Origin of the sequence: Streptomyces prasinopilosus (genome assembly GCF_001419695.1) — a bacterium.
Classification (GTDB): domain Bacteria; phylum Actinomycetota; class Actinomycetes; order Streptomycetales; family Streptomycetaceae; genus Streptomyces; species Streptomyces prasinopilosus.
The window spans coordinates 1-1,183 of the sequence record NZ_LIRG01000769.1; the positions used below are offsets into that span (position 1 = coordinate 1).

Consider the following 1,183-nt stretch of genomic DNA (forward strand, 5'->3'; position numbering starts at 1 on the left):
AACCTGCTCGGCGACTACGCGGGCGGCTCCCTCTACCTCGTCGTCGGCGTTCTCGCCGCCCTGCACCACGCGCGCCTGAGCGGCGCCGGGCAGGTCGTCGACGCCGCCATCGTGGACGGAACGGCCCACCTGTCCGCCATGATCCACGGCATGCTCGCCGCCGGGGTCTGGCAGGACCGGCGCGGAGCCAACCTCCTCGACGGCGGCTGCCCGTACTACGGCACGTACGAGACGGCCGACGGCGGACACATGGCGGTGGGCGCGCTCGAACCGCAGTTCTACGACGAGTTCCTGCGGCTGCTCGGCATCGAGGACGAGGACGACGAGGACGGGAACGGGCTCTTCGGGGCCCGCCTCGACGTCACCCGGTGGCCGGCGCTGCGCGAGCGGGTCACCGCCCGTTTCAAGGAGCGCACCCGCGACGAGTGGGCCGCCGTCTTCGACGGTTCCGACGCGTGCGCGGCCCCCGTCCTGTCGCTGCGCGAGGCCCCGCACGATCCGCACCTCGCCGCCCGCGGCACCTTCACCGACCACGCCGGCATCACCCAGCCCGCACCGGCCCCGCGGTTCTCCGCCACCCCCACCAGCGTCCGCACCGGGCCCGCCCGGCCGGGCACCGACACCGACGACGTGGCCCGCGACTGGGACGTCCCCCGACTGCTGTCCGCGCCCCGGCATTCCCAGTGAAAGGTCTTCCCGTGAGCACCGAAGCGTACGTGTACGACGCGATCCGCACCCCGCGCGGGCGTGGCAAGGCGAACGGCGCCCTGCACGGCACGAAGCCCGTCGACCTGGTCGTCGGCCTGATCCAGGAGATCCGGGACCGCTTCCCGGACCTGGACCCGGCGGCCGTGGACGACGTCGTGCTGGGTGTGGTCAGTCCGGTCGGTGATCAGGGCTCCGACATCGCGCGGATCGCCGCGATCGCGGCCGGGCTGCCGGACACGGTGGCCGGTGTCCAGGAGAACCGGTTCTGTGCCTCGGGTCTGGAGGCCGTCAACATGGCCGCCGCCAAGGTCCGCTCCGGCTGGGAGGACCTGGTCCTCGCGGGCGGTGTGGAGTCCATGTCCCGGGTGAAGATGGCCTCGGACGGCGGCGCCTGGTTCAACGACCCCATGACCAACCTCGCCACCAACTTCGCCCCCCAGGGCATCGGTGCGGACCTGATCGCGACGATCGAGGG

Annotated in this window: 2 protein-coding genes; both read left to right on the plus strand. The window is 72.9% G+C overall.

All coding sequences use genetic code 11. The annotated features are described in order from the left end of the window. Positions 1-687 (plus strand): CoA transferase (locus AOK18_RS26095; protein ID WP_139058432.1); only part of this gene is annotated, 687 nt, incomplete at its 5' end. Between the two features lie 11 nt (positions 688-698). Next, a partial coding sequence (locus AOK18_RS26100; protein ID WP_276205372.1) for a thiolase family protein occupies positions 699-1,183 on the plus strand: 485 nt, incomplete at its 3' end.